We start from the raw sequence: 25,359 nt of genomic DNA on the forward strand, positions 1-25,359 counted from the left end.
ATGTAGTCTTAGCATTTAAATCACTAGGGGGAATGAGCCATGCAGGTAGGTAAAGTCTTTATTCGTGGGCTATTTGGCTTACTCATTTTAGTGCATCTCGTAGGATGTGCTAGCACACGGTATATACCTAGCCAAGAACGCACTAAGCCTACACTGACAAGCCAGTATTTTATCGCTGATGATGCGACTAAGTTGCCCCTACAAGTATGGACACCACCACATAGGGTACAAACCCAATTAGTGTTACTACACGGCTTTAATGAGTATGCGGGAGCCTTTGAGCGAGTAGGGCAATATTTCGCTAGCCAAGGTGTCAAGGTATGGGCTTATGATCAACGCGGTTTTGGACGTGGTGAACAGCGCGGCTTATGGGCGGGTGGGGAGCGTATGGCTCAAGACGCGCGACAGTTTGTACAGTTAGTGCATGCCCAAGCGCCTGATCAACCACTCTTTTTATTAGGTACGTCAATGGGAGGTGCAGTCGCCCTAAAAGCTACGTCTAATGATCCCAACTTACCGCTTAAAGGGGTTATCTTAGAAGCGCCAGCCGTATGGACACGCGCTACACAACCTTTTTATCAACGTTGGTCTTTAGCTATTGCACGACAAGTTGCTCCACATTGGTCGCCCTCAGGGAATAGTTTGAAAATCCGTGCCTCGGATAATGACGCCATGCTGCGCGAGATTTGGCAAAGCCCCTATATGATTCGTAAAAGCCGTATTGATACGGTAGCAGGTTTAGTCGATTTAATGGATATGGCTTATCGAGCGGCGCATAACCTGTCTTATCCCACGTTAGTATTGTATGGTTTAAAAGATCAGGTGATTCCCCAAAAACCGATTATGCGTTTGCGCCAACGTTTGCCTACATTAAAAGGCAGTGAATATAAAGAATATACGCATGGTTGGCATATGCTGGTGCGTGATTTACAGGGGAAGCGTGTGATGGATGATAGTCTGCAATGGATGAGTGGTGTAGTTCAGCAAAATCTTTAGTTCTAGAATCAGCGGCATTGTCTGGGTTGTTGCTTCTTTTGTTAACCATCTAGTCGCGTAGTATTATCATCTAAGATTCTCAACAGGTAGCTATTATGTACGCAATAGAGTTTGAGTCCTTTATAAAAGGCAATACGCTGGAAATTCCCGCACATTTGCTCCAGCGTATCAATAAAAATCGGCAGGTGAAGGTGATTATGCTGATGCCTGAAAAAACGGAAACAGTCCAACGCCCCTCTCAGGTAGTACTTAAAGAACGATTGTTGAACATTGCTGAGCGTTGTGCTGCGCTGCCTCTGCTTGATCCGCGCACACCCGATGAAATTCTGGGTTACGATGATTATGGGATGCCCAACACATGATGATTGACTCCTCAGTTTTGATTGCCATACTCGAAAATGAGCCAGAAGCAGCTCGCTTGATTGAAGCAATTGCCGATGATTCGGTAAAGCTGATTTCAGCCGTATCTGTGGTAGAAACCAGCATTGTCATTCTAAATCGTCGGGGCGAAGCGGGAGTAAAGGAGTTAGATGCTTTTTTGCAGGAAGCAGGCATTGAAACGGTTGCAGTTACTCCCGAACAAGCCACATTGGCACGGCATGCCTACGAGCGATATGGCAAAGGCAGACATCCCGCTAAACTTAATTTTGGAGACTGCTTTTCGTATGCGGCAGCGTTGGCGTGTGGTGAGCCTTTGCTATTCAAGGGTAATGATTTTAGCGAAACAGATATTCCGTGCTGTATTGACTGGAAGATCAATTGAATTAGCCTGTTTTGATTTTCTAAGCCACAAAACAATGTATTCAAGTCGCTCGCATCTTGTGCATTTTCCAGTTTGCAAGCATCAACGCCGTGCTGATTCGGTTTTAAGACGGTAAATTCGTGATTGGTAGACACACCTTGAGAATAAATACGGCATGAAAGCTCGACTATAATCTAAGTTTATTGTTGTTATGCCCTTGAATTGATTAAGCTCTCAAAGAGTTTAACCCCCATGATTAATCAGGAGTGTTCCATATGCAGAAGTTGGGTCTACTAATGGCTACTGCCGTGCTGTCTCTGTCGACGTTGCTAAATCCAGCACTAGCAGAGACTAAGCCCGTAGTTGTGTCCTCTAAGATTGATACCGAGGGTACTTTATTGGGCAATATGATTATCCTGACGCTAGAAGCCAATGGCATCAAAACGCAGGATAAACTCTCTATCGGAGGTCTGCCGATTATTCGTAAAGCGATTATTGGCGGTGAGGTGGATATAGTCCCCGAATACACAGGCAATGGTGCATTCATGTTTGAAAACCAAAAAGATGCACCCGAATGGAAAGACCTGCAAAAAGGCTGGGAAAAGGTCAAACAACTCGATTATGAGACTAATAAATTAGTATGGCTTACCCCTGCCAATGCTAATAACACCTATGCCTTAGGCGTGCGCTCCGATGTGGCAGGTCCAAATAGCCTCAAAACCATGACTGATTTTGGTAAATGGGTTGCAGGGGGCGGTAATGTCAAAATGATTGCTTCTCAAGAATTTGTGAATTTTGATGGTGCATTACCCGCGTTTGAAAGTACCTATCAGTTTAAAATGAAGCCGGAACAAATGATTGTGGTATCGGGTGGTGATACCGCGAATACCATTAAAGCCGCTGCCGAGCAAACCAACGGCGTCAATACAGCTATGGTTTATGGTACGGATGGAGCCATTGAACCAGCAGGCTTAGTCGTCATGGAGGACGATAAAAATACCCAAGTGGTCTATGCCCCAGCTCCGGTGATTCGTGAGGAGGTTTTAAAGGCTAATCCCGATATTGAGAAAGTGCTCGATCCAGTATTTAAGTCGCTAGATGCTAGTGTATTACGTGGTTTAAATGCTCGCATTCAAGTAGATGGTGAACTCTCCAAAGCAGTAGCAGAGTCTTACCTTAAAGAAAAAGGCTTTATTAAGTAAGCTGTATTTGGAATCTTTAAGTAAATTGGATTACTCGAAGTAGGGGTATGTTTCTGGAGCAGTCTTGTCGGCATGGATGCCGACTTGTAGCGTACAGGGATGTATTTACAGCGACTGCGCAAGAAATATGCCCCTGCTTCGAGTTAAAGGTTCACTCTAATCACTTCGGAACGCTCATGACTCGTATTTTACCCCTCAAAGTCGACCGCGTTACCTTGCTATTAGTGACTGTGGCGTGGTTAGTGATGATGACTTTGCCGCTATTAGTGGTAAAGCCTAACCGCATTGCAGCAGGCAGTAGTAAAACCCTATTAGAGCTGCTAGATCAGCCTATAGCGGGAGTATTATTGCTAGCCTTATTGGGCTGGTCACTGATTAATCTACTGACTACTCAAGTACTTTGGCGCTTTTTAAGTGCCAATATTGCCTTGATTACTCTCATGATGTGCCTAGGTCTTTTAGCCACCCAATTTGCTGTCAAACCCGCCATACGTATTACCCCCGCCAGTGCGTTTTGGATAGTCATTACGGTGTTTAGCTTATGCATTACCGATGCTTTAGTGCATATGCGTTTAGTTGCGTGGCAACGCATTTTAGTGCTGGCGACTTATTTGCTCTTAGGCGTAGCGCTGATTCAATCGGGTTTATTAGATAATTTAGCCGTTATGCGGGAGTTTTATGCACGCGAACCACAGTTTTGGGCCGAAGCACTGCGCCATTTACAACTCACTTTTGGCTCCTTGGTCATTGCCTTACTCATAGGGTTGCCTCTAGGGATTATGAGCTTTCAAACCCCTGTACTGCGGGGATTGGTATTACAAAGTTTAAGTCTTATACAAACTATTCCTAGCCTTGCTTTATTTGGTTTGCTCATGGCTCCTTTGGGTTGGCTAGCGGCTCAAAGTGAGTGGGCTAAGGCGTTAGGTATTAGTGGTATTGGGGTTGCGCCTGCGCTGATTGCCTTGGTGTTGTATAGTTTATTGCCTATCGTAGCTAATACAGTAGTCGGGTTAGAAGGCGTATCGCCTGCGGTACGTGAAGCCGCTAGAGGTATGGGTTTAACTCGTCAACAACGCTTGTGGCAGATTGAAATGCCATTAGCCTTTCCGGTGATTTTAACTGGGATTCGGATTGTACTGGTGCAGGCAATTGGGCTAGTCACGGTCGCCGCATTAGTAGGGGGCGGAGGTTTAGGAGCCTTTGTATTTCAGGGATTAGGGCAAACGTCGACTGATCTAGTATTAGTCGGTGCATTGCCGATTGTCATGTTGGCGTTTGTCGCCGCCGTCGTGTTAGACGCTATTGTCGATAGCCTAAAGCCAGCCTAGCAGGAGACCCGCATTATGATTTCAATTCGTCAAGTATCTAAGCGTTATGGTTTTTCCACTGTGGTGGATCAGGTCTCGATGGAGATTGAACAGGGAACGATTACCGCGATTGTCGGCACGTCGGGTTCGGGTAAGTCGACCTTATTACGTATGATTAATCGCTTAACCGATATGAGTGAGGGTGAAATTTGGATTGAGGGGCAGGATATTATGAGCCAGCCCGCCACCGAATTACGCCGCCGCATTGGTTATGTGATTCAGGGCAATGGCTTATTTCCGCATCGTACCGTAGCCGAAAATATAGCGACGGTTCCTAAGCTGCTCAAATGGCAAGACTCCGATATTCACGAGCGTGTGTATGAATTATTGGATTTATTTAATTTAGAGCCAAAACAATACGCGCATAAGCTACCGCATCAGCTTTCTGGTGGACAACAACAACGCGTCGGAGTCGCCAGAGCGCTAGCCGCCCGCCCGCAATTATTATTGATGGATGAACCATTTGGAGCCTTAGATCCGGTGATTCGTCATAAGGCGCAAGAAGACCTATTAGCTATTCAACAGCAATTCGGTATCACCGTATTAGTGGTCACCCATGATATGGATGAAGCCTTTTTGCTCGCGGATAAGGTCGCAGTGATGCACGGGGGTAAATTACTCCAATACGCGGCTCCTGAGGATATTTTAGTTCAGCCTGCTGACCCGTTTTGTGTGCAACTCACAGGTACATCGGATCGTGCCTTAAAATTATTGTCGCTGGCAAAAGCTAAAGATTATCTAGCGCCTGTGGATGAGGCTATTGAACTGGATATGCCAGACGAAGCCTCACTGCGCGATGTGCTTTCGGAGCTTACATGGCGCGGTGTGCCCATGACTAATATTATTAATGCACACGGACAGCGCATTGGTTCGATAGGCTTAAACCAAATTTTAAAAGCAGGGCAGGCACGATGAGTCTGCTACGTACTTATTGGCCGTGGTTATTGCGCTTGGGTGTGTTGCTACTGTTTTTAGCCTTAGTGTTTAAGCCCTATTGGTTTGAAGGGGTATTTGCGCCTTTAGTCTCACCGGGTGCAACCGTCATTTATCCTCAAGATAGTCTTGCTTCTCTCACCCTTCAGCATTTAGAGCTAGTACTAATTTCATTGGTGGTGAGTGCGCTATTAGGAGTCAGTGCTGGAGTATTTGTAACACGTCCTAGTGGTGCGGAATTTTTCCCCCTCTCGCGGGCGATTGCTAATATTGGGCAAACCTTCCCTCCGGTGGCAGTGTTAGCACTTGCGGTATCAGCGGTGGGGTTTGGTGCGTATCCAACTTTAATTGCTTTAGCACTCTACGGTTTACTGCCCATTTTTGAAAATACCGTAGCAGGCATTAATCAAGTGCCTAACTCAGTGTTAGACGCAGCGGATGGTATGGGTATGTCCGGTACTCAACGTTTGTGGGGAGTGGAGTTACCCTTAGCGTTGCCATTAATTCTAGAAGGGATCAAGGTAGCAACAGTCATTAATATCGGTACGGCTACTATTGGTTCTACGGTGGCGGCTAAGTGTTTGGGAGAGGTCATTATTGCCGGATTATTGGTTAATAATATGGCGTATGTATTGCAGGGTGGGTTGATTGTGGGGCTAATGGCGGTATTGATTTATGACCTATTAGGTTTGACTCAAACTTTCTTGGTGCAGCGTATGGGATTGAGTACGCAGGTGGCTTAATTAACTTACCCCCCCCTCCTTGATCCTCCCCCCGCAAGGGCATAAGTATCTACACAAGTTGAAGTGATGATGAGAAGATAACGGTATGGATATAAAAAAAGTTAGCGGGTGTGGATGCCCGCCTGAGTTTGCGTTATGAACGCATGGTTCAGAGTTACATGAAGGTCAGTGAGCCGCTGAGTGCAGGTATGAAAGCCTTGAACGATGGGGTGAGCAGTTTTGCCCACACACAAGCGGCGTGGCGTTTTTATGCGAATCCGATGGTGAGTTTGTCAGTGCTGCAAGCGCCGTTAACGGCAGCGGCTCATGAGGGCATTACGGAGCGCTGTGGTTCGTATGCGTTGTGTATCCACGATTGGTCGCGGTTAGCGTATCGTCATGCGAATAAGGCAGATCGTTATGCGATTACGCATGCCAGCGATCAAGGCTATGATTTACAAAGTAGTTTAGTCATCAGTGATCAAACCGGTGAACCGATTGCCCCGGTAGCGCAATGCCTAGTGAGTGGAGTGGGTCGTCAAGCACGTATGAGGAGGAGGTGTTAACGCCTCGTACGCATTTGGATGAGGTGAGCCGTGCGATGGAGCATCTGGAGGGCTTAGGGTTTTCCCGTCCCTTGGTTCATCTGATGGATCGCGAAGGGGATTCGGTGGGTCATTACCGTCGTTGGCAGTCATCCGGGGATTCAGTGGTTGGTTCGTATTCGGGACAACCCGCAGTTGACCTATCAAGGGTCGGCTCTAGCCAGTAAAACCCTAGCAGAGCAGCTCACCTACCATCGAGCCAGAACCGTACAGGTTCAGGGTAAACCCCATGAACAATACGTGGGCGAAATACCGGTGAGTGTAACCCGTCGGTCTAAACCGAGCTGTAAAAAGCAGGTCCAACCCTCGGTCGCGGGGGAGCCGGTGATGGCACGCTTGGTGGTCAGTCGCCTCTTCAATGAACAAGGGGACATGATCGCTCAGTGGTTATTGCTCACTACCCTCACAGCCCCCACCGCCGACACACTGGTCTTGTGGTACTACTGGCGTTGGCAGATTGAGAGTTTCTTTAAACTACTCAAATCCGCCGGACATCAACTCGAAGCGTGGCAACAGGAGTCTGCACTAGCCGTCGCGAAACGGCTTTTGGTCACGAGTATATACTTGTGTCACCGTCTGGGCGATTGCCGTGAGTCCTCAACCGGAAGTACAGCAACTTCGGCAGTTGTTGATTCGCTTGAGTGGTCGACAGATGCGTTCTAAGGTCACCTTTACTTACCCAGCCTTATTAGCTGGGTTAGAAACTTTTCTGGCGTTAGTCCAGCTACTGGACTCGTATTCACCCGCAGAGATTCAAACCCTCTCCCAGACCCTCCGTTCGGTAATGCATAAAAATGTGTAGATACTTATGCCCGCAAGGGGTGGAGGAGTGCATAACTCTTGCTCCCTTCCCCCCTTGTGGGGGCAAGGGTTGGGGATGGGGGGTAAGTCTAAATGATTCGAGGCTAATAGCCATTGAGCAGTAGATGGGCTATGATGCGCACCGCATAACAACTGACCAAAACAAAGGGGGCTAGCATGAAACGTTTTATGAATTATGTTTTCGCAACCATGATTGCATTAGTAGGTATGAATGCTACTTTTGCGGAAGAGGCGAAACCAGCAACGGGAGGCACAATGTCTACAAATCCAAAAGTATTGCTCGAAACTAGCAAAGGTAATATCACTATCGAATTGGACGCAAAAAGCGCACCGATTAGCACCGAAAACTTTTTAGGTTATGTGCGTGATGGTTTTTATGATGGTTTGGTTTTCCATCGCGTGATTCCTAATTTTATGATTCAAGGCGGTGGCATGAATGAAGCGATGCAAGAAAAATCCACTAAAGCACCGATCAGAAATGAAGCCAATAATGGTCTGAAAAACATGCGTGGTACCTTAGCGATGGCACGTACTAACGTGCCTCATTCTGCGTCTTCGCAGTTCTTTATTAATACTAAAGACAATGATTTCCTCAATTTCCGCTCTGAAACACCACAAGGCTGGGGCTATGCGGTATTTGGTAAAGTGACAGCGGGTATGGATGTGGTTGATGCGATTGAAAAAGTTAGAACAGGCTCAAAAGGTCGTCATGATGATGTACCTGTTGAAGCGGTAACGATTGTAAAAGCAACCGAAATCAAAGAATAAATGAAGCATTGGTTTTAGTTGACTTGCAAACGGCTCCTTAGGGAGCCGTTTTTGTATGGATAAGTTGTAGGAGTGAGATGATGAATACCATTCAAATAGGGGCGCGTACTTTAATCCCCTCCAAAGTGGTTTGTATTGGGCGCAATTATGTCGATCATATCGCTGAGCTGAATAATGAAATACCTGATGATATGGTGGTTTTTATTAAACCTAATTCCGCTATTAGCTCAACCTTAAAAGCCTTTCACCAAGAGCCGATTCACTATGAAGGCGAATTATGTTTTGTGTATGAACAAGGGCGCTTTAGTGCGGTAGGTTTTGGTTTAGATTTAACTAAGCGTGGTTTGCAAAATAAACTGAAAGCCAAAGGACTACCTTGGGAGCGAGCAAAAGCATTTGATGGTGCAGCCTTATTTAGTGAGTTTGTGCCTATTCATGCCGATGATAACGCTTTTACGTTTGATCTCAGTATTGATCAGCAAATCGTACAACAGGGCAATAGGGGTTTAATGATTTATTCGCCGGATACTATTTTAAGTGAATTGAGTACTTTCATTACTTTAAATGACGGCGATATTGTGATGACGGGTACTCCGAAAGGCGTGGGAGAGATTAATGCGGGTGCTAGTTTTACGGGACAGGTTTATTTAGCTGAGCAGTTGCTTGTGACTCAGACGTGGAGGGCGGAATAAATAAGGCTAAGACTATCTATTGGGAACAATGGTAGCGATAAGCGAGTCTCAGTTATGATGATGTAAAAGCTAAGAGAGTATTATGATGACTGATCGAAATCGTTCTATTAAAGCCATACCACGTCGAGGCTTTTTGCAAGGTTTGTTAGGTTTGGGTGCATTGGTGGGGCTTAGTGGGCTAGGCATACGGTCTTTACAGGCCGAAAGTGTGGTGAAGTCGCCTTTTCCGGTGCAAAAATCGGTGCAGGAGTGGAAGCAACAACTGACTCCTGAGCAGTATGCGGTGTTGCGTGAGCATGATACCGAGCGCCCTAATACTAGCCCTTTATTGCATGAGAAGCGTGCGGGAATTTTCCACTGTGCTGGTTGTGATAATGAGCTGTATGACAATGCCACCAAGTTTGATAGCGGTACGGGTTGGCCGAGTTTCTATCAGGCACTCGAAGGGGCGGTAGGTACTCAAGAAGATCGTTCGTGGTTTATGAGCCGCGTGGAGGTACATTGTGCTGATTGTGGCGGACATTTAGGGCATATTTTTGATGATGGCCCTGCACCCACCGGAAAGCGCCATTGCATTAATGGAGTCGCCATGACCTTTAAGCCTAAAGCAGCATAAATCCATTTTTATCTAAAATTCATTTCATAGTTAAACCCTGATTCGTCTAAACTAGACTTTATACTAAGTCCTGTTAGGGTTTAACTATGCTGCCCGCTATTCTACGTCAAGCTTCTGCTTATATTCTTAATCGTAATCTCCCCAGCTATAAACGCTTTTTGTATCAGGCTATTGATTTTAAAGAGCATTTGATTGGAGTTAAGGGAGCACGGGGTTGTGGTAAGACCACCTTATTATTGCAATATGCTCAAAGTACAGGCTTAGAGCCACAACGAATTTTATATATTGCTTGTGATCATCCGGCGATGATTGATGTGAGTTTATATGAGCTAGCCCAAACCTTTTATCAAGAAGGTGGGGAGCTATTGCTGATTGATGAAATTCATAAGGTCAAGGGCTTTGCCGCTCACCTAAAAGCTATACGTGATACTTTTGATTTACAAGTACTTTTTTCTGGCTCATCTGCTTTACGTCTAGAGCATGAGTTAGGAGATTTATCACGCCGTGCGGTGGTGTATGACTTACCTGTGTTATCGCTGCGTGAGTTTATGGAGATTGAAACAGGATTGCGTTTTAAGGCTTATGCTTTAGCTGAAATCGTGCAACAGCATAGTGCGATTGCCGCTCAAGTGATGCAGCAGGTGCGCCCTATTGAGCAATTTAAAAAATATTTACAGTACGGTGCTTATCCGTTTTATCGTGAATCGGTGGAGAACTATCCACGTAAGCTGTTGGAGGTGATTAATCTGACCATCGATGTGGATTTAAATACGCTTTATAGCATTGAAACCGCCAAGCTCGATAAGCTTAAAAAAGTGCTTTATATGCTATGTAGTACTGATCCCGTGGAGCTAAATATTGCCAAACTCAGTGCGGCGGTAGGTACTTCTTGGGCAACGCTAGCCAAATATTTAGAGCGCATGCAGGCAGGAAGTTTAATTCATTTGGTGCGCGGGGGTAGTGGCATGCGAGCGGTCACTAAACCCGACAAGTTATTGTTAAATAATCCGAATTTATTTTATGTGTTGTGTGCACATCCGAGTGTGGGATCCGTGCGTGAGAGCTTTTTTGTGGCGCAATGTGGGTATCAGCATCAGGTGCATTGTCATGATAAGGGTGATTTTGTGGTGGATGAGCAATGGGTGTTTGAGATTGGGGGCGCGAGTAAGACCCTGAAGCAATTAGAGGGGCAGGCAAACGGATATGCGCTGGTGGATGATGTGGTATTGGGGGAAGGGAGACGGATTCCGCTGTGGTTGTTGGGGATGATGTATTAAGCGCTTAAGTTACCTTTTTTAAGGCATCCGCAGTCTCAGCAATGATCGCCTCCAAGCGCATTTTTTCTTCAACACGAGTTTCTAAATCATAGCTTTTATAAAGCGCCCGTAGTTTTTCTTCGAGCCGTGCGCGGCGCTCGGCATTGATGCTAGTCAGTGCACTGGAGCTATTAGGTGCTGGCGGTGGTGAAGTGTTGTTTTGATTAAGAGTGCTGCTAGAAGTATTGCCTAAAGGTGGGAGTACTTTTTTCGAGCCTAATGGTGGTGGTATATAAGCAGGTTGTTTAGTTAAATAGCGGTATAAATTATCGTAGTCATCGGGTAGGCGGTAACAGTCATAGGCTCTCAAAGGCAGCGGAACATGATCTAGACTGCCGTCATGCGGAATTACCGGAATAAATTTATCGTTACGCTGAAACGCGTCATATAAAGTTTGCGAAATCACCACACCTTCAAAATTTACTCCCCGACCCTTTTCTAAATCCTGCCCACGATAGCGCTGCAAATAAACAGGGGTACACATCAGTAAAACAAAATCAGCCGTTTCAATCTGTTGCTCCATCCATTTAATCCAACCTTCACGGGGTGAGCCATTAAGGTATTGATCAATTAAAGCATCTATGCCGTCTGTGCGTAACTGATCCGCAATAGAGCGCACAAAATCACGGTGAGTTGAAGAGTCATGGCTGTAACTAATGAATACTTTAGGGGATGTAGTCATGGGGTGTACCTACTCAGGGATGCTGATTTAATTATACACAATTTTAAGCACTGGATACGGTAAAAACCTTATTAAATAGCTACTACGTTTACCTAAGACTTACCACGCTTTACGCACAAAACTATCTTTAGGAATAAGCTGTTGTTGCATTAGCTTATCTTTCCAAGTATTAGCGCTCGTAGCATTAGCAAACTCTCCAATCATAATATGATATTGATTGGGCTTATTAGGGGCTATTTTGTAGTAGCTTTTAGCGGTATTTAAATAAGGTTGGAGTTTAGTAGTGAGTTTTTCAGCCTGCGCTTGGTCAGACAATGAAGCGATTTGAATAATAAATTTAGTTTCAGTTAAAGGATTAAGAGGTTGTGCCGTATTGGGTTGGGTAGGTTTTATAATTTCATTAGCGCGAATAATTAAACTAATAATTTCAGTATTCCAGTATTTAGGTAAATACATGATACCTTGATAGGGGGAGATTAATTGGTATTGAGTGTTATTAATAGCCAGCTTTAGTTTGTCGCCTTCTGCAACATGAGGTGGAAGGGTTAATCTGAATACCCCTTTCTGATCTGAGGCGGCACTGATTTGATAGGCGTCTATCGTGACAGTGATGTTAGGAATCGGCTTGCCTGCGGTTGTCAAAACCTCCCCTGTCAATACAATGCTGGTTGCTTGGGCAATGGTGGATAGGCTCAATCCTATTAGAGTTGGTATTAGGGAGATGAGTAGTTTTCTCCATAGATTCAAAGACATTATGCATAAACCCTCGGCTACTGTGGTGGTAGTACATCATACTATTCTATAGAGCGAGAGTAACCCTAATACGCTTATTTCTTAGCCGATAAGCATCTCTGTATTAAGGCTAGGAGTGATGCAGTGTTTGAGTTAATAGTCACAATTATTAACTAATTAATGTTAAAAAACTGCTCAATCAAACCCAATACCATCCGATACCGCGTAAATCCATGATCCCCACCATTAAAAATCAACTGGTGACAATCACGGTAGTAATGTGCGGCTTGCGTCCAATCCAGCACCTCATCACCTTTTTCCTGCATCATTAAAATATTATCGGGATAAAGCGGAGCAGATAGTTCTAAAGCTAATAGCTCATTCAAATGCGTCTGAGTAAAGAAATAAGTACTATCACCATACCAAGACTTTTGTAAGGTATTAAGTGCAGGCTTGAGTAATTGTGAGGGAGTAACAGCGGGATTGATTAAAACGGCTTTGAGATTAAAACGTGCTACTAAAACAGTGGCATAAAACCCACCTAAAGAGCTACCTATTAATACGGGAGGTTCAGCGCATTGCTTCATAAGTGTGGTGAGTTGCTCAATAGCTTGACTAGGGTAATGCGATAAATCAGGGCATAACCAATCGGTTTCACGACCGTGAGCGGCTAAATAGCGTTTTGTTTCTTGGGCTTTGCCAGATTGTGAGGAGGAATTAAAACCATGAATATAAAGCCAGCGCATGATTGACTCTCAACTAGGTATGATGATGAATCATACCATCATACCTAATCATGAGAGCGTCAGACGCGAGATTAATTAGTCCACTCTTTATAAGCTTCTAAATCACGCTCTTTACCAGCGGCATAGCCTGCTTCATACGCTTCAGTAATGCGCTGTTCTTCGCGCTCTGGTATTAATAAATAACCACATTGGAAGCCTTGTACAAACTCTGGATCAGTACCTGCCTGTTCCATTGTAACTACGGCATCGTAATATTGTTGATTCATGCTCTCATCCTCTATCTAAAACTAAAATAATTAAGCTGCCGCTTTAAATACGGCTAAGGCGCGACCACTATCGAGTACAGTACGTACAGCGTGTGCCGCATCGGTGAGTTGGGAATAACGCCCTAAATGGGTTAGTGCGATAGCGCTGGCATAGACAATACTGTCGTACATTAAGCCTTTTTCACCGCCAAGTGCCGCCAAACCTAGTTGAGCTGAACGCTCAGCTAGCGCATCGCTATTAACGGTGGTACTAATATTATCTTGCGCTTCTACCGCTGGCAGATCATCAGGCAATGGAATAGCGCGTGTAGGGGAGTCAATATCTAGTTCTCTGGGGCTTAGATCCCATTGCGTTAATGCGCTATCAGCGTGGTAATAGAATAATTTTCCAGCTTGTTGTAAGGAGGGAATAATGCCGCCTTCCACACCGCGTACAAACATAGCACTGGTGAATCCAGCCTGACGTGCCAGATATTCATAAATCGGTGGGTAAGCCGTGTGCACATAACCACCCATGCAATGCGTTTGCTCAGCGCCTCGAATCGGACCAATTAAAGTCTCGACTGTAGTCAGTACTTGACGTTTGATCATGCGCTGGCGAATGGGGATTAAATCATGTAGCTGAGGAGCGAATTGGCTTTGATCAATATAGGTCCAACCGATTTGCTCTAATTGTCGGCAAGCTGCTTCAGGACTTAACTGTACGTTTAACCCTGCTGCTTTTAAAATCTTGTGATGAGTTGCCCCGTATTTGGGTCCTACTTGATTGAGACCGTGAATAACTGCGTATTCTCCCATTGCTGCCAGTACCGCAGGCACAAAGCTAGAAGCAGGGATACCACGAGCATAGCCATCATAGGGGTCAGAGAAATCAATAACCGAGGGTACTTTAGCGGTTTGAATTTGAGCCGTATCTACAATGGCTTGCAGCGTACCGCGATTTTCCGCCTCCGTTTCACGCTTCATCCGTAGCGCGATAAAGTACACCGCTACTTGGACTGGATCCGCAGCACCACTAAGAATGTAGCGCATGGCATGGTAGGCCTCCTCATAGCTTAAATCCTTACTGTATTCAGGACCGGTGGCTACTTTTTGGATGCACTGGCGTAAATTACGCTTAAGTTCTAAGTCTGTCATCATAGGTTCATTCATGGGGTTAGAGTGTAGAAATCGGGCTAGTAATACTAAATACCCCTATCGGGGTAAAGAGAGCGCTACCTTAGATTATTAAAGCCGAACAGTTGAGTAGGTGATAGCGTTTAATGAGTCAAGCGATCAAGAACATCATCAGAGCTTAAGTACCTCGGTGCTTAGTGCTAAGGGTGCTTTATTCAGTACTTAGCTGGTTAAATCATGCAATTTTTTAAAATCTGTAAAAACATAGTTTTATAAAATTTTGTGAACTTGTAAGCTCTCTCTTGAGGGTGTGACTTAGCTATAAAAACTGTTGGGATAGTGTAGCTTGTATTTTTACCACGCTGAGTTAAAGGATTGAGAAGTGCGTAAAAAGTTATTTGTTATAGTAAGTACCCTCTTGTCTTTATCGGGTTGTTTGGGCGGTGGGGGTAGTAATGATACTACCATCAGCACTAATGCAGCACCCTTAGCCAAACAGGTAGTGCTCAACGATAGTAATGGTGGTTCGGCTCAAGTAGGCGATGTGTTAACTGGTAGTTATACCTACAGTGACGCAGAGCAAGATGCTGAGGGTAGCTCTACTTTTCGCTGGTTACGTAGTGGTACATTGATTAGTGGTGCTACGGCTAAAACCTATACCCTAGTGACCGCAGATATAGGCGCGACTATTCAGTTTGCCGTAACGCCAGTCGCAGCAACAGGTACGCTAACGGGTACAGAAGTCAAATCTAGCGCTAGTGGTGTCGTTGAAGCTAAAGCCAATAGTGCACCCGTAGCCTCTAATGTGGCTTTAACGGGTAATGCTACGGTTGGTCAGACGCTGACAGGTAGTTATACCTATAGCGATGCAGACAATGATGCAGAGGGCAGTTCAACCTTTAAGTGGTTACGCAATGGTACTGCTATCAGCGGTGCTACGGCTAGAACCTATACTTTAGTCACAGCCGATATAGATGCTACCCTGCAATTTGCAGTGACTCCGGTAGCAGTTGCTGGGCAACTCACGGGGACTGAAATCAAATCAGCCCCTAGTGGTAAAGTAGCTGCCTTAGGTGATCCATTAACAAGTCAACAATGGCATCTGGGTAAAATTAATGTAGAGGGTGCTCATGCTTGTGCTGTTAATGCTAATACGTGTAGAGGCGAAGGCATTTTGGTGGGCGTACTAGATGATGGAGTTGAAATCGCCCATGAAGATTTAAGAGCTAATATTGCCCCACGTAAAAGCCGCAATTTTAATGTGAGTGATAATACTCAAGATAGTTATTATGACCCAACCCCAGCAGTAGGTACTGCTCAACAAGAGCGCGAAGAGCCACCTGCACATGGTACCGCCGTAGCTGGCATTATTGCAGCGGTCGATCAAAATGGTCTAGGTGTTACAGGTATTGCGCCGCGTGCGCAATTAGCGGGTTTTAATATTTTAGCTACTAATACCACAGGTGCTTCCGCCACAGCTTTAGGTAACAAAGATTTGTATGTGTCTAATAATAGCTGGGGTCCAACCGATAATGTTTGTATTTATCAAGACGATGAAGCATTAAACGCACAAGCGATTCAAGCTGCTGTCGTAGGTGCTGAAGCCGCGCGCGGTGGTAAGGGAGCTATCGTATTATTTGCCTCAGGAAACGGTGGTGAAAACTGCGATCCGAACAAGCTAAATGAATTAGGGATTACCGTTGATGCAGCGTTATTAGCTAGCATTGGAGGTGATCAATCTAGTATGGATGGTCCTAATAATAATCGCTATGTTATTTCAGTAGCAGCCTTAGCCAATGATGCTACTAATACTAAAGCAGTTTATGCGGAGCGTGGAACTAATATTCTAGTAGCAGCACCTTCAGGTAATTACTGTAATACTAGCTTGCCTACCTTAGTGACCACCGATTTGTCAGCTAATCGCGGTTATAATCGTCCAGACTCGACTGGTGAGTTACCTTTAATGGCGAGTAACCTCAATTACACGAGCTGTATGAATGGTACTTCAGGGGCAACACCGGTAGCGGCGGGTGTAGTTACACTGATCTTACAAGCCAATCCTAATCTGGCATGGCGCGATGTACGTGCCATTCTTGCCAAAACCACTACTCAAAATGACAGTAGTAGTACAGAGTGGCAAACGAATACCGTTAGTGGTCTGAAAGTTCATCCTTATTATGGTTATGGCATGGTCAATGCGGTGTCGGCTGTTGCCTTAGCTAAAACTTGGGTCAATTTGCCTACCGAGGTGTCCCTAGTACGTACCCCTAATCAAGAGCTAGTACCGGGCGATAATGGCTCATCAGAGGCTACTCATGCAGTCGATATTGCCGATGCAGCGGAGGCTGGTTTCAATACCTTAGAAACGCTACAAGTCGAGGTAGAGTTTAATCATCAACGTGCTGGGGATATTGAGCTAGTACTGGAGCATCGTGATGCTAGTAATGCACTGATTAGTTCAGAGTATTTGGTTAAGCTCAATGCTGATCCTACTAATAGCGTCAAGACCATTACTTTTACCAGTACACAACATTTGTATGATACACCAGTGGGCAAATGGGTATTAAAGGTGAATGACCGTTACGCTGGTAATACGGGTAAAGTGCAATGGAAAAGCATTAAATTCTTTGGGCATCAGAACGCAAGTTGATGGAGGAAAGCAGAATGAAACCTAAAAATTGGTTATGGGCCACCTTATTCGCAGGTGTTATGAGTGTTAGTACTCCGGTAATAGCACAAGATTATACTTACTATGATTTGGCTCTGTACACGACAATTCGCTTAACTCATTGAATCTTTTTCAAAAGAAAATCGCCTGAGTTTCATCCGTCCATCCTCGATCGCCATGAATTGTGGTGGACAAAGGAACAGAAGCAGCAGCCTAAGCCTATCCACTTTTTCCCGTACCCTTCCATTCAATAAATCGGTCAAGTAGTCCAAGCCGTAACGGAAGACACTTTGCTCTTTGCGTCCATGTTTTTTCGTCTTCAAAGGCTTGACGGCTTTTTCCTTCCATTCGCCGACTTTGTGCGCCCAACAGAAGCCAATGGCAAGCAACGCCATCATCTTTTTGATGCGAGGGGTTTGGTGAAGTGAGTGGCTTCCATGTGAAAACCACGCCCTTTCAAGCATTGGAACAGGTTTTCAATTTCCCAACGTAGCCGATAAGTGCCAATGGGATCAGCCGTGTAGTGGTTGCTGGCGATAATCAACAACTCACCACTGGGCAGCTTTGAGCCACTGAGCCAAACCCATTCCCCGCTAACGTCGCGACGGTGACGGAGAACGCGCCGTTTACCCGGCTTGAGGTTGGCAAACAGCGAGCGGACATGCGCCTCTTTTTTGTGTTTGTCGGTCATCAACTGATTACCCTTGATACGAATCAAGTAGGGAATCTCTTTGGAAGACAACCACTTCCACCATTGACCACCAATAAACTCACGGTCAGCCAACACACCCAAGATGTTGTTGCGCCCGAATTGGCTGATAAATCGTTGCAGCAGGGCAATACGTTCACGTTGGTTAGAATTACCGCGTTTGTTCAACACCATCCAGTAAACGGGGATAGCCGCACCTTGGTAAACAACCGCCAAAGTCAGGAGATTGAGGTTGGATTTGCCCCATTTCCAGTTGGTTCTGTCGAGTGTGAGGTAGTATTGTTGACCACTAAAGGCGAACATTCCCATAAGAAAATGGGCAATGTCATTGTAATTAAAGAACACTTGGCTAAAAAAGCGTTGCATCCGTCGATAGCGGGAACCAATGTCGGTGTCAGAATCTATGTGTACCGCCAACAACGCCAAATTCATTTGTCGCGCACTCAGCAAAAGTTGCAGCATTCCCACAAAACAATCCAAACGGGGCTTGCCCCAACTCAAGTGGGCTTTTAAACTGTCACGTAGTCCATCGCTCAGATCCATTTTGCTCTCCTGTGTGGTAACTAGAGAGTAAAACATAGGAGCGGTGGACTTTCACCATCTCCATGACAAACATGCTAAATCAATAAGTTAGTGGTTTTGTCGTGTACAGAGATGATTTGGGTAAGCCTAAGACGGTTCGTTTAGTACCTAATTTGGTCGCTGAAGTAGTATCAGTAACACAAAGCTCTGTACAACCACGCTCTGCAAGTGTGAGCAGCATAAAAGCTCTGAGTCCTAGTGCACAATTGACTAAGCAAGGCAGTGGTAATGTGCGTATTTGGAAAACAAATACAGCAATTAGTGCACGTAACCTTCAAGCCGCTAATGCGGTTACCTTATCCCCAGTCTTCCAAGGGGGCGGGGTACTTAGAGCCTTAGCGGGTGGTGTGGTAGTAGGTTTTAAGAATGGAACTACTGAGAGTCAGGCTCAGGCGTGGGCATCTTCAAAAGGCTACACTATTAAAGAAAGGTTGAGCTTTGGTAATTACTATCTAGTTGATACACCTATTGGACTGACCTCGTTAGAGCTGGCTAACCAATGGCAAGCCTCCGGTGAGGTAGTGTCTGCAACGCCTAATTGGTGGCGACAAGTACAATCTAAGTAATGAACTAATCCATTGAAGGGGTAGGTAGCTCTACCTGCCCCTTTAAAAGGTAATTTGTAGTTTAATGTCTCCAATAGGAGCATTGTCGCCCTTTAAGGCTATCAGTTATCCTAGCGCTATTTAAGGAAAGACTAATGTATAATCCCCATATGCCCGATGAAATAGATTTAGCCAGTGCTATAGCTGCCTTTGAGGCTAAAAACTTTTCCCTTGCTATGATGTTATTATCGCCTTTTGCTGAGGCAGGGCATGCTCAAGCACAACATTTAGTCGCGATTATGCATCAAAATGGTTTAGGGGTAGTGCGCAATGAGTTAGCCGCCTATAAATGGATGAAAGCGTCTGCTGAGCAAGGCTATGGCTTAGCTCAACACGGTTTAGGCTTCATGTATATGGAAGGCGAGTGTGCTCCTAAAAATGTCCAGCGTGCTAAAGAATGGTTCCAAAAAGCAGCAGATCAGGGGCTAGAAGGCTCAATTGCTATGCTGGAGTATTTAAAGCAAAGTGAATAGAAGCTGAGTATTAGACTAATTATTAATTAAATTTATTAGCCTAACGACAGTTACCCGTTAATGCAGTACACTGAGAGTGTTTAATTACAGGGTAACTATTATGAAAAATTCTAAAAAAGCTAAGGTCTCTTCTCCTAAACAATCACCTTTAGTCACCATCGTGGTAAATGATCAAGCGGTCATGCAGTATGACCGCCGTAAACAACCCTCATCTGAACAGTTTGCTTATATCGATAATATGGATAAACAAATGGATCAGGGGATTGAAATAGCAGGCACTTTCCATAAAAAGCCCGATCCAGTAGTAAAAAGTCAATTAGTGGCACAACATTTATTAATTGCTTTAGCCGATAAAAACTACTCCCTCGCGGCGGCTATGTGCACTTGGCTCAGTGAGCGTATGCCAGAGCTAATCAAAGTACAGGCTAGTGGCACGGTGGAGTCTATGAGAGTTGATTTAGTTTTTGCACGTCCGGCGTAAAAACTTGAATAGCTTAAGTATTGATTCAGTCGTGTATTGGCAGACTACAAGCGCTCGGAAGGGCTAAGTTGTATAAAGCAAGGAGCTATCCTAAAGCAGGATCAACAAAAGGGCTAAAGGGGTGTTGATCCAAGGCTTTTGTAGCTCACTCATTATGCTAATAGATTGGGGAAGTATAATGAGTGAATAACAACAATAATAAAGCGTTTAAGTTGCGGGTATGGAAGTTATAATAATAATAATAAATTCATACCCGCAGCCAATTTTAGCTTAATGTAATTGAAAAGGGATATTATCAATTAAACGCGCTTTACCTAACCAAGCTGAAGCCAATAAGACTAAATCAGTATCTTCACTCGTTGGCTCTAATAAATCACTCGCTCGCCTAATTTCAATATACTCTGCTTTAAAACCTTTAGTGTTTAATTCATCCATCGTCCATTGTTGTAAGGCTTGGTAATTCGTATAGTCACCACTTTGTAGACGTTTTAAAGTCGCTTGTAAGGTTTGCTGTAAACGCGGAGCAATAGCGCGTTGTTCAGGGGTTAAATAATTATTTCGTGAACTCATGGCCAAGCCATCTTCCTCACGCACGGTAGGTAGTTCAATAATTTCAATGGGCATATTGAGATCTTGTACCATCTGGCGAATGACCATCAGTTGCTGAAAATCTTTTTGCCCAAACAAGGCCACATCAGGCTGCACTAGATTAAAGAGTTTACATACGATGGTTGCAACCCCAGTAAAATGTCCGGGGCGTTTTTCCCCTTCTAATATGTCACTAATACCCGGCACTACTACGCGTGTCGCTAAACCACCGCTGGGATACATGGTTGCCACTTCAGGAGTAAACACAGCATCACAGCCAACACTAATGAGTTTTTCCATGTCCTTTTCTAAGGTACGTGGGTAATTAGCTAAATCATCAGGGCGATTAAATTGAGTGGGATTTACAAAGATGGATACGATGACGCGCTCACCTAAGGTTTGAGCATGACGTACCAACGCCATATGCCCAGCATGCAGATTCCCCATAGTAGGCACTAAAGCCACTTTAATGCCTTGGCGACGCCATTCGCGTACTAATTGCTGTACTTCAGCAGGGGTAACTAATGTTTTAATCATACGAACCAATACTCCGCTGAGGGGAAAGTGCTTTGCTTAACAGACTCATTATAGGCGTGAACCGCTTGTGGGATAGTGGCACCATCCACCATAAAATTACGTGAAAACTTAGGCGCATGAGCACTAATACCGAGCATGTCATGCAGTACCAATACCTGACCATCACAAGCCACTCCAGCACCAATACCAATGACCGGAATCGCCAGCGTTTTAGTGATTTCTTCGGCTAAGGTAATGGGTACGCATTCAAGTACCAACATATCTGCACCCGCATTTTGTAATGCTATAGCATCGGCTAGCATTTGACGCGCAGTCTGCTCATCACGGCCTTGAACGCGATAGCCGCCGAGTTTATGCACCGATTGAGGTTGTAGACCTAAATGCGCACAAACGGGTACACCATAATGAGCCAGTTGAGATACGGTATTAATTTGGGGCGCACCTCCTTCTAGCTTCACCATATGAGCGCCACCCTCCTGCATTAAACGCGTGCTATTACGCAATGCCATTTCGGGAGAGGTATAGCTCATAAAAGGTAAATCACCCAAGACTAAGGCTCGTTGTGCACCACGCGCGACTAACTTAGTATGATAAACCATTTCATCAATAGTCACAGGAACAGTGGTTTCGTGTCCTTGAATGACCATACCTAATGAGTCACCGACTAGGATGACATCAATACCTTGCTGATCCAACACTCGGGCAAAACTCGCATCGTAGGCTGTTAGCATGGTAATTTTTTCACCTTCGCGCTTCATTTTGCGCAAAGTGGTGACAGTTATGCGGGGATTTTTCACAAGCGTCTCTTCCTGTTCAGGGTCACTCTAAGGAGATATTAACATAACAGACCCTTTGCGCTTGTACATCAAAAACAGCTACACGGCATGCTTAGTTTTGGTGCATAACAGGCTGAGTTTAAGCTAGGTGGCAAAGGCTAGTGAGGTTATGTTCAATTTAAGCGGCTTAGCTTAGCGATTAAATAACACTTTGCCTAGAGTGCGTTCTATATTTTGGAGTTGATTACAAGGTTGGAGTAGCAGTACTTCTGACTCTTAATGGTGCAGGTCAGCACTCTATCAGATTAATGCCTCAGTTGAGCTAAACACAATAGGCGCAAGGAAATCACTACAGTGAGTAATTCCCTTTTTAGCTAAGAGAGCACGGATATTATTTGGGGCTAGCAGGTGTCGCAGCTTTGCCTAAATTATCGCGCTTCAAGCGAATCAGTTCATTAGCAGTACCTGCATTATCTAGCAGCGCTTGATCATAAGCAGCACGCGCCTTGTCGATTTCATTCCGCGCTACATAAATATCGCCGCGTATATCAGCAATTAAGGCTTGATAAGAGGTAGGGAAGGATTCATCAATGATTTTCAATGCTTCATCGGTTTTATTCTGCGCTACTAACACGCGTGCTAAGCGTAAGCGTGCTACTTGCTTATAAGCGTCTTCACTCCCATGATCGACCACCCAACGTAAGCCCTGAATGGCTTTATCATAGTCTCCCACTTCAGCGTAACTACGCGCATAATCTAAAGCCGCTAAGGAGGCGTAAGAGGTATTACTATAATCCGCTTGGAGTTTTTTAAGTAAATCCTCAGGGACTAAGCCTTCTTTATCTTGCTGAATTTGATGATAAATAGCCGAGGCTGCTTCCATGGTTTGATTTTGATATTTTTGCCAATATTCGTAACCAAATAACACGGCAATCGCTAAGCCTACCCCAGCGACGACAGACGTTCCATGTTGACGCCACCATGCTTTTAGCTCTTCGGCTTTTTCCTGATCGGTTTTTAATTCATCTAATATCGCCATTACTAGCCCCTAGTATTATGCTTTTTGATTAAGGAGAGAGGGTAATTGAGTCAGTGCCGCCTCTGGCGTTAATACCACTGGCTCAGTACGTTCCCGTAAAGATTTCAAAGTAATCTGCTGAGGATGATCAAAGGTCAGACCAAAAGCAGCACCCGATTTATCAGCGCGTTTAATTTGTGCTTTGAGGCTGCCACCGCCACCATTAGTAATCATCGTTAATGTAGGTAGAGCAGAGCGTAGCCGCTCCGCAAAAGCCATGCCCGCCACTAAATACTCACTATCGACCATAAAGTAAAGAGCTAAAGGTTTGGCAGGTGCGACTAAGGCACGATTTTTGAGGATATGCACTAAGCGCTCCACCCCCATCGCAAAACCAAAGCCCGCAGTCGGTGCACCCCCTAATTGTTCCACTAAACCATCATAACGCCCCCCCGCACACACCGTACTCTGTGAGCCTAAATCGGCATCGGGGGTAATCCATTCAAATACCGTGCGTGAGTAATAGTCTAAGCCCCGTACTAAGCGCGGATTGATCACAAATTCAATTCCCATCGCCGTGAGTAGTGCTTGCAGTTGAGCAAAATGCTCGGCCGATTCAGGATCTAAATGATCATGTAAGTTGGGAGCACCTGCAACCAAGGCTTTCATCTCTGGGTTTTTGGTATCCAGAATGCGCAACGGATTAGTGTGTAAGCGGCGCTTAGAATCTTCATCGAGCTGATCGGCATAAGCAGAGAAATAGTTCACCAGTAAAGCACGATAAGCTTGGCGTGATTGAGGTGTGCCGAGGGAATTCAGTTCTAGACGATTATCTATGAGACCCAATTCTTTCCAGAGCCGTGCAGTCATCGCAATCACATCGGCATCAATATCAGGACCTGTCATACCAAAGGCTTCAGCGCCAATTTGGGTAAATTGACGATAGCGGCCTTTTTGTTGGCGCTCATGCCGAAACATTGGACCTGAGTACCAAAAGCGTTGTTGTTGGTTATACAATAAACCATGCTCTAAACCCGCTCGTACACAGCCTGCTGTACCTTCAGGGCGCAAAGACAAACTGGTCTTCTCGCGGTCATTGAAGGTATACATTTCCTTTTCAACAATATCGGTAACTTCGCCCACTGCACGACTAAATAATTCGGTGGCCTCTACAATAGGTGTGCGAATTTCATTGAAACCATAGCGAGCAAAGAGGTTGCGGACTGTTGATTCAAGGGTATGCCAGTACACCATATCAGGCGGCAAAATATCATTCATACCCTTAGCGGATTTAATTAAACTAGCCATTCATTATTCAACCTTGAAAGTGGCAACACTACCACGGGTATAGGGACTAAGATCATAGGGCTGGCCATTCAGTATGAGCTTCATGCCCGGAGCATTACCAATTTTAAACATCATCGGGGTTTTAGCATTTAATTCTTTAACCGTATTGGGTGCACCTAGCACCTCGAAAATACGCTTACCCTTGGCATCTCGAATTTGCATCCACACCTCTTGACTAAACTCTAACCGGATAACGACTTGCGTCCCTGCTGGGTTAGCTTCAGTGGCAGGATTAGGAGTGTTAGGATTAGTCGTAGCTGTAGGGGCGGCAGGAGGAGTAGCTGCATTAGGTGTGGGAGGAGGTGTCACCACCGAAGTAGTAGTGGTATCGGTACTTTGTGGCTGAGGTGCTGTGGCTTGAGCTGCTGTAGCAATAGGTACAGCCGGATTAGGCAAGCCATTAGCTAAAGTAGCTGGTGCATTAGTACTAGCCGCAATTGAGGGGCTGGTAACACCACCCGTATTATTCGGCACAGCGGTAGCGCTAGGCAGGTCAGGAGTCGCTGTACTAGAAGAGCTAGCTAATGCAGTCGCTGTATTCGCACTATTAGTTGTCAGTGTAGCGGTCGATCCAGTTGAGTTTGGATTAGGTAGCGTAGTAGTGGTGGCTAAAGGGGTAGTACTAGGTGCTGGCTGATCGGCTGCAATGGTTTGAGCAGCCGAAGTAGTGGGACGAGTGACATCACCTGCGGTAGAGGCAGCCGGACTATTCGCGCCGGGTTGAGCAGCTCCACTCAGTGTTTGCTGGCGCTCTAAGTTGGCTTGTTGGGTTTTATAGGCAAACTCATTCCAAGTGGTTTGTACCCAACTTCTCACCCCCGGAATCATACTGATCAGTACTACTAATAATACCAATAGTGCAATTACCCCTAAACGTGCTGTTTCAGGAGAAATACGTGGCGCAGGACGCTGGGTGTGCAAGGGAGCAAAGTGCTTAGCCATAGCATCAGGGTCAGCACCGCGTAGAATCTCATAGGTACGAATTAAAGGCGCAGCTTCTTTATCAGCCAAACGCGCATAGCTACGCAAATAGCCCCGCACATAAGGTGGCTCTGGTAGATGCTCAAAATCCTCATTTTCTAAGGTCACTAAAATCTGGCGAGACAGATGCATATGCTCAGCCGCTTTGTCTAGATCAAAGCCTACTTGTTCCCGTAGTGCTTTGAGTTGTTTAGCCAAGTCGCCTGCTTGAACAGAGGACGATCCTTCCTGTGTACGGTTCTCTGTTGGCTGTGTCATAGTCCCTCTAAGT

The 25,359-nt window shown here is 45.2% G+C and carries 30 protein-coding genes; 18 read left to right on the forward strand and 12 right to left on the reverse strand.

Features of this window, described 5'->3' with window-relative positions:
* The first annotated feature begins 39 nt into the window (after positions 1-39).
* The 14 genes from IPL34_RS12385 (at position 40) to IPL34_RS12450 (ending at position 10,742) form a co-directional block, all read left to right on the forward strand.
* Positions 40-996, forward strand: a complete 957-nt coding sequence (locus tag IPL34_RS12385) for an alpha/beta hydrolase (RefSeq protein ID WP_296841759.1) — start codon at positions 40-42, stop codon at positions 994-996.
* Positions 997-1,091: 95 nt separating this feature from the next.
* On the forward strand, positions 1,092-1,358 hold the full coding sequence (locus IPL34_RS12390; RefSeq protein ID WP_296841760.1) for a hypothetical protein: 267 nt from the start codon (positions 1,092-1,094) through the stop codon (positions 1,356-1,358).
* A complete protein-coding gene (locus IPL34_RS12395) occupies positions 1,355-1,759 on the forward strand; it encodes a type II toxin-antitoxin system VapC family toxin (RefSeq protein WP_296841761.1) in 405 nt (134 codons plus the stop codon). The genes IPL34_RS12390 and IPL34_RS12395 overlap by 4 nt, the downstream gene beginning before the upstream one ends.
* Before the next feature lie 254 nt (positions 1,760-2,013).
* Positions 2,014-2,940, forward strand: coding sequence for an ABC transporter substrate-binding protein (locus IPL34_RS12400; protein WP_296841762.1), 927 nt, complete (start codon positions 2,014-2,016; stop codon positions 2,938-2,940).
* 176 nt (positions 2,941-3,116) lie between these two features.
* Positions 3,117-4,268, forward strand: coding sequence for an ABC transporter permease (locus tag IPL34_RS12405; RefSeq protein ID WP_296841763.1), 1,152 nt, complete (start codon positions 3,117-3,119; stop codon positions 4,266-4,268).
* 15 nt (positions 4,269-4,283) lie between these two features.
* On the forward strand, positions 4,284-5,222 hold the full coding sequence (locus IPL34_RS12410; RefSeq protein ID WP_296841764.1) for an ABC transporter ATP-binding protein: 939 nt from the start codon (positions 4,284-4,286) through the stop codon (positions 5,220-5,222).
* The gene (locus tag IPL34_RS12415; protein WP_296841765.1) at positions 5,219-5,983 is read left to right on the forward strand and encodes an ABC transporter permease; all 765 of its coding nucleotides are present in this window, start codon (positions 5,219-5,221) and stop codon (positions 5,981-5,983) included. The genes IPL34_RS12410 and IPL34_RS12415 overlap by 4 nt, the downstream gene beginning before the upstream one ends.
* A gap of 110 nt (positions 5,984-6,093) precedes the next feature.
* A complete protein-coding gene (locus tag IPL34_RS12420) occupies positions 6,094-6,528 on the forward strand; it encodes a hypothetical protein (RefSeq protein WP_296841766.1) in 435 nt (144 codons plus the stop codon).
* Positions 6,522-6,734, forward strand: a complete 213-nt coding sequence (locus tag IPL34_RS12425; RefSeq protein ID WP_296841767.1) for a hypothetical protein — start codon at positions 6,522-6,524, stop codon at positions 6,732-6,734. The genes IPL34_RS12420 and IPL34_RS12425 overlap by 7 nt, the downstream gene beginning before the upstream one ends.
* Positions 6,676-7,230, forward strand: coding sequence for a hypothetical protein (locus IPL34_RS12430; RefSeq protein WP_296841768.1), 555 nt, complete (start codon positions 6,676-6,678; stop codon positions 7,228-7,230). Before IPL34_RS12425 ends, IPL34_RS12430 begins: the two co-directional genes overlap by 59 nt.
* Before the next feature lie 414 nt (positions 7,231-7,644).
* Entirely contained in the window at positions 7,645-8,157 is a 513-nt protein-coding gene (locus tag IPL34_RS12435; protein ID WP_366931098.1) for a peptidylprolyl isomerase, read from the forward strand.
* A 77-nt stretch (positions 8,158-8,234) separates the two neighbouring features.
* Positions 8,235-8,849 carry a fumarylacetoacetate hydrolase family protein gene (locus IPL34_RS12440; RefSeq protein WP_296841770.1) on the forward strand — a complete coding sequence of 205 codons (615 nt, stop codon included), beginning with the start codon at positions 8,235-8,237 and terminating at the stop codon, positions 8,847-8,849.
* An 82-nt stretch (positions 8,850-8,931) separates the two neighbouring features.
* Positions 8,932-9,465 (forward strand): peptide-methionine (R)-S-oxide reductase MsrB, encoded by a 534-nt coding sequence (msrB, locus tag IPL34_RS12445; protein ID WP_296841771.1) that lies wholly within the window; start codon positions 8,932-8,934, stop codon positions 9,463-9,465.
* 86 nt (positions 9,466-9,551) lie between these two features.
* On the forward strand, positions 9,552-10,742 hold the full coding sequence (locus IPL34_RS12450) for an AAA family ATPase (RefSeq protein ID WP_296841772.1): 1,191 nt from the start codon (positions 9,552-9,554) through the stop codon (positions 10,740-10,742).
* 4 nt (positions 10,743-10,746) lie between these two features.
* Here IPL34_RS12450 and IPL34_RS12455 read toward each other — a convergent pair whose 3' ends face one another.
* The 5 genes from IPL34_RS12455 to IPL34_RS12475 form a co-directional block, all read right to left on the reverse strand.
* On the reverse strand, positions 10,747-11,463 hold the full coding sequence (locus IPL34_RS12455; RefSeq protein ID WP_296841773.1) for an SEFIR domain-containing protein: 717 nt from the start codon (positions 11,461-11,463) through the stop codon (positions 10,747-10,749).
* A gap of 99 nt (positions 11,464-11,562) precedes the next feature.
* On the reverse strand, positions 11,563-12,216 hold the full coding sequence (locus IPL34_RS12460; RefSeq protein WP_296841774.1) for an SPOR domain-containing protein: 654 nt from the start codon (positions 12,214-12,216) through the stop codon (positions 11,563-11,565).
* A gap of 152 nt (positions 12,217-12,368) precedes the next feature.
* Positions 12,369-12,941 carry a YqiA/YcfP family alpha/beta fold hydrolase gene (locus IPL34_RS12465; protein WP_296841775.1) on the reverse strand — a complete coding sequence of 191 codons (573 nt, stop codon included), beginning with the start codon at positions 12,939-12,941 and terminating at the stop codon, positions 12,369-12,371.
* Positions 12,942-13,012: 71 nt separating this feature from the next.
* On the reverse strand, positions 13,013-13,207 hold the full coding sequence (locus tag IPL34_RS12470) for a hypothetical protein (RefSeq protein ID WP_296841776.1): 195 nt from the start codon (positions 13,205-13,207) through the stop codon (positions 13,013-13,015).
* A 30-nt stretch (positions 13,208-13,237) separates the two neighbouring features.
* Positions 13,238-14,347, reverse strand: coding sequence for an anthranilate phosphoribosyltransferase (locus IPL34_RS12475; RefSeq protein WP_296841777.1), 1,110 nt, complete (start codon positions 14,345-14,347; stop codon positions 13,238-13,240).
* 358 nt (positions 14,348-14,705) lie between these two features.
* On the opposite strand from IPL34_RS12475, the gene IPL34_RS12480 reads away from it, so the two are divergent.
* A complete protein-coding gene (locus IPL34_RS12480) occupies positions 14,706-16,973 on the forward strand; it encodes a S8 family serine peptidase (protein WP_296841778.1) in 2,268 nt (755 codons plus the stop codon).
* Between the two features lie 131 nt (positions 16,974-17,104).
* Here the strand turns inward: IPL34_RS12480 and IPL34_RS12485 are convergent, their stop codons facing one another.
* Both IPL34_RS12485 and IPL34_RS12490 read right to left on the reverse strand, forming a co-directional pair.
* A complete protein-coding gene (locus IPL34_RS12485; protein ID WP_296835791.1) occupies positions 17,105-17,389 on the reverse strand; it encodes a hypothetical protein in 285 nt (94 codons plus the stop codon).
* Positions 17,386-18,243, reverse strand: coding sequence for an IS4 family transposase (locus IPL34_RS12490; RefSeq protein WP_296841779.1), 858 nt, complete (start codon positions 18,241-18,243; stop codon positions 17,386-17,388). Before IPL34_RS12490 ends, IPL34_RS12485 begins: the two co-directional genes overlap by 4 nt.
* Before the next feature lie 101 nt (positions 18,244-18,344).
* Here IPL34_RS12490 and IPL34_RS12495 point away from each other — a divergent pair, with 101 nt between their 5' ends.
* The 3 genes from IPL34_RS12495 to IPL34_RS12505 all read left to right on the forward strand — a co-directional run bounded on the left by IPL34_RS12495 (position 18,345) and on the right by IPL34_RS12505 (position 19,841).
* Entirely contained in the window at positions 18,345-18,848 is a 504-nt protein-coding gene (locus IPL34_RS12495; protein ID WP_296841780.1) for a hypothetical protein, read from the forward strand.
* A 134-nt stretch (positions 18,849-18,982) separates the two neighbouring features.
* On the forward strand, positions 18,983-19,360 hold the full coding sequence (locus IPL34_RS12500) for a tetratricopeptide repeat protein (protein WP_296841781.1): 378 nt from the start codon (positions 18,983-18,985) through the stop codon (positions 19,358-19,360).
* 100 nt (positions 19,361-19,460) lie between these two features.
* Positions 19,461-19,841, forward strand: coding sequence for a hypothetical protein (locus IPL34_RS12505; protein WP_296841782.1), 381 nt, complete (start codon positions 19,461-19,463; stop codon positions 19,839-19,841).
* 270 nt (positions 19,842-20,111) lie between these two features.
* Here the strand turns inward: IPL34_RS12505 and panC are convergent, their stop codons facing one another.
* From panC to IPL34_RS12530, 5 genes are all read right to left on the reverse strand, one after another.
* A complete protein-coding gene (gene panC / locus IPL34_RS12510) occupies positions 20,112-20,966 on the reverse strand; it encodes a pantoate--beta-alanine ligase (protein ID WP_296841783.1) in 855 nt (284 codons plus the stop codon).
* Positions 20,963-21,763, reverse strand: coding sequence for a 3-methyl-2-oxobutanoate hydroxymethyltransferase (panB, locus tag IPL34_RS12515; RefSeq protein ID WP_296841784.1), 801 nt, complete (start codon positions 21,761-21,763; stop codon positions 20,963-20,965). The genes panC and panB overlap by 4 nt, the downstream gene beginning before the upstream one ends.
* A gap of 370 nt (positions 21,764-22,133) precedes the next feature.
* Positions 22,134-22,781 carry a tetratricopeptide repeat protein gene (locus tag IPL34_RS12520; RefSeq protein WP_296841785.1) on the reverse strand — a complete coding sequence of 216 codons (648 nt, stop codon included), beginning with the start codon at positions 22,779-22,781 and terminating at the stop codon, positions 22,134-22,136.
* Positions 22,782-22,796: 15 nt separating this feature from the next.
* Complete coding sequence (gene hisS / locus IPL34_RS12525) at positions 22,797-24,068, reverse strand: histidine--tRNA ligase (RefSeq protein ID WP_296841786.1); 1,272 nt, start codon at positions 24,066-24,068, stop codon at positions 22,797-22,799.
* Positions 24,069-24,071: 3 nt separating this feature from the next.
* Complete coding sequence (locus tag IPL34_RS12530; protein ID WP_296841787.1) at positions 24,072-25,346, reverse strand: helix-turn-helix domain-containing protein; 1,275 nt, start codon at positions 25,344-25,346, stop codon at positions 24,072-24,074.
* Between the last annotated feature and the right edge of the window lie 13 nt (positions 25,347-25,359).

Source organism: Thiofilum sp. (assembly GCF_016711335.1).
Classification (GTDB): domain Bacteria; phylum Pseudomonadota; class Gammaproteobacteria; order Thiotrichales; family Thiotrichaceae; genus Thiofilum.

Excerpts from the sequence above, each read along its gene's own strand:
- IPL34_RS12385 (WP_296841759.1), top strand. The coding sequence starts at position 40 with ATGCAGGTAGGTAAAGTCTTTATTCGTGGGCTATTTGGCTTACTCATT.
- IPL34_RS12390 (WP_296841760.1), top strand. The coding sequence starts at position 1,092 with ATGTACGCAATAGAGTTTGAGTCCTTTATAAAAGGCAATACGCTGGAA.
- IPL34_RS12395 (WP_296841761.1), top strand. The coding sequence starts at position 1,355 with ATGATGATTGACTCCTCAGTTTTGATTGCCATACTCGAAAATGAGCCA.
- IPL34_RS12400 (WP_296841762.1), top strand. The coding sequence starts at position 2,014 with ATGCAGAAGTTGGGTCTACTAATGGCTACTGCCGTGCTGTCTCTGTCG.
- IPL34_RS12405 (WP_296841763.1), top strand. The coding sequence starts at position 3,117 with ATGACTCGTATTTTACCCCTCAAAGTCGACCGCGTTACCTTGCTATTA.
- IPL34_RS12410 (WP_296841764.1), top strand. The coding sequence starts at position 4,284 with ATGATTTCAATTCGTCAAGTATCTAAGCGTTATGGTTTTTCCACTGTG.
- IPL34_RS12415 (WP_296841765.1), top strand. The coding sequence starts at position 5,219 with ATGAGTCTGCTACGTACTTATTGGCCGTGGTTATTGCGCTTGGGTGTG.
- IPL34_RS12435 (WP_366931098.1), top strand. The coding sequence starts at position 7,645 with ATGTCTACAAATCCAAAAGTATTGCTCGAAACTAGCAAAGGTAATATC.
- IPL34_RS12440 (WP_296841770.1), top strand. The coding sequence starts at position 8,235 with ATGATGAATACCATTCAAATAGGGGCGCGTACTTTAATCCCCTCCAAA.
- msrB (WP_296841771.1), top strand. The coding sequence starts at position 8,932 with ATGATGACTGATCGAAATCGTTCTATTAAAGCCATACCACGTCGAGGC.
- IPL34_RS12450 (WP_296841772.1), top strand. The coding sequence starts at position 9,552 with ATGCTGCCCGCTATTCTACGTCAAGCTTCTGCTTATATTCTTAATCGT.
- IPL34_RS12455 (WP_296841773.1), bottom strand. The coding sequence starts at position 11,463 with ATGACTACATCCCCTAAAGTATTCATTAGTTACAGCCATGACTCTTCA.
- IPL34_RS12460 (WP_296841774.1), bottom strand. The coding sequence starts at position 12,216 with ATGTCTTTGAATCTATGGAGAAAACTACTCATCTCCCTAATACCAACT.
- IPL34_RS12465 (WP_296841775.1), bottom strand. The coding sequence starts at position 12,941 with ATGCGCTGGCTTTATATTCATGGTTTTAATTCCTCCTCACAATCTGGC.
- IPL34_RS12470 (WP_296841776.1), bottom strand. The coding sequence starts at position 13,207 with ATGAATCAACAATATTACGATGCCGTAGTTACAATGGAACAGGCAGGT.
- IPL34_RS12475 (WP_296841777.1), bottom strand. The coding sequence starts at position 14,347 with ATGATGACAGACTTAGAACTTAAGCGTAATTTACGCCAGTGCATCCAA.
- IPL34_RS12485 (WP_296835791.1), bottom strand. The coding sequence starts at position 17,389 with ATGATGGCGTTGCTTGCCATTGGCTTCTGTTGGGCGCACAAAGTCGGC.
- IPL34_RS12490 (WP_296841779.1), bottom strand. The coding sequence starts at position 18,243 with ATGGATCTGAGCGATGGACTACGTGACAGTTTAAAAGCCCACTTGAGT.
- IPL34_RS12500 (WP_296841781.1), top strand. The coding sequence starts at position 18,983 with ATGTATAATCCCCATATGCCCGATGAAATAGATTTAGCCAGTGCTATA.
- IPL34_RS12505 (WP_296841782.1), top strand. The coding sequence starts at position 19,461 with ATGAAAAATTCTAAAAAAGCTAAGGTCTCTTCTCCTAAACAATCACCT.
- panC (WP_296841783.1), bottom strand. The coding sequence starts at position 20,966 with ATGATTAAAACATTAGTTACCCCTGCTGAAGTACAGCAATTAGTACGC.
- IPL34_RS12520 (WP_296841785.1), bottom strand. The coding sequence starts at position 22,781 with ATGGCGATATTAGATGAATTAAAAACCGATCAGGAAAAAGCCGAAGAG.
- hisS (WP_296841786.1), bottom strand. The coding sequence starts at position 24,068 with ATGGCTAGTTTAATTAAATCCGCTAAGGGTATGAATGATATTTTGCCG.
- IPL34_RS12530 (WP_296841787.1), bottom strand. The coding sequence starts at position 25,346 with ATGACACAGCCAACAGAGAACCGTACACAGGAAGGATCGTCCTCTGTT.